This window comes from Streptomyces atratus (assembly GCF_014648655.1).
Classification (GTDB): Bacteria; Actinomycetota; Actinomycetes; order Streptomycetales; family Streptomycetaceae; genus Streptomyces; species Streptomyces atratus.
Genome location: NZ_BMRN01000177.1, coordinates 1 through 1,431, shown reverse-complemented (window position 1 = coordinate 1,431; position 1,431 = coordinate 1). Strand labels below are relative to the sequence as shown.

The following is a 1,431-nucleotide window of genomic DNA, read 5'->3' as shown; positions in this document are numbered from 1 at the left end:
GAACTCGGCTACCGGCTCATCGAGTTGCCCCTCCGTGACGACGTAGGCGACGAGGCGACGATCGCCGGGGATGTCCTCCCGTACGACCACGGCGGCCTGCGCGACCTGCGGGTGCGCCGTGACGGCAGCCCGGACCTCACCCAGCTCGATACGGAAACCACGAACCTTGACCTGATCATCCGTACGGCCGAAGAAGACCAACTGCCCGTCCCCCGTCCACTTCACACGGTCGCCCGAACGGTACATACGCTCACCCGAGGCGGAGAAGGGGCAAGCCACGAACCGCTCGGCCGTCAGCCCCGGACGCCCCACGTACCCACGGGCCACGCCCGCACCGCAGACGTACAACTCACCGGCGACACCGACAGGGACCGGCCGCAGGGCCTCGTCGAGGACGAAGACGCGGGCGTTGGGGACGGGCATACCGACCACGACCTCGGCCGAGTCGGCAAGACGGGCGATCGCAGTGTCCACGGTCGCCTCGGTCGGACCGTAGAAGTTGAAGCCCTCCACACCCTCCAGCGCACGCACCCGCTCCCACAGATCACCCGGAACCGCCTCACCGCCCACACCGATGCGCGACGGATGCCAGGGGCCGTCGAACAGGCCCTCGTCCACAAGAACTCGAAGGTACGAAGGCGTCACCTCGGCAAAGTCGATACGCGACGCACGCATCCACGCCACCAGACGCCCCGCGTCCAGCCACGTCTCCCCGTCCACCACATGCAGCTCGTGCCCCACGAACAGAGCCGAGAGCTGGTTCCACGACGCATCGAAGGACACGGACGTCGTCAGCGCGACCCGCAGCGGGCCCCCGTCCGCCGCGAACACCGTCCGGCTGTGACCCTCACACAGACTCACCGCCCCCTTGTGCGCAACCACCACACCCTTCGGCCGCCCAGTCGAACCCGAGGTATAGATCACATACGCGGGATGGTCCGCACGCACCGCCACACCCAGCGGACCGTCACCCAGCCCCGCCAGCGCCGCAACCGTCTCCGCATCATCCAGCAGCACCACGACCGCGTCCGTCGCAGGCAACACACCCGCCGTCCCCGTGGAGGCAAGCACCGCCACAGGGACCGCGTCCTCGACCATGTAAGCGATCCGCTCCGCCGGATAAGCAGGGTCCATGGGCAGACAGGCACCACCGGACTTGAACACCGCAAGAAGCGCAACGATCAGATCCGCACCCCGCTCCAGGCACACCCCCACCAACGACTCCGAACGCACGCCCTGAGCGACGAGATGACGGGCCAGACGGTTCGCCCGCGCATCCAACTCCGCATACGAGAACACCACTTCGCCCGCAACCACGGCAACCGCCTCCGGCGTACGGGCCACCTGCACCGCAAACAGCTCCGCCAGCGAACCCGCCACCACCGGGGCAACCGTGTCATTCCACTCAGCCAGGAGCCGCCACTCACCCTC

Annotated in this window: 1 protein-coding gene; it reads right to left on the bottom strand. The window is 68.1% G+C overall.

Annotated elements, in window-relative coordinates; genetic code table 11:
• A partial coding sequence (locus IEZ15_RS43935; RefSeq protein WP_194535988.1) for a non-ribosomal peptide synthetase occupies positions 1-1,383 on the bottom strand: 1,383 nt, incomplete at its 3' end.
• Positions 1,384-1,431: the final 48 nt, after the last annotated feature.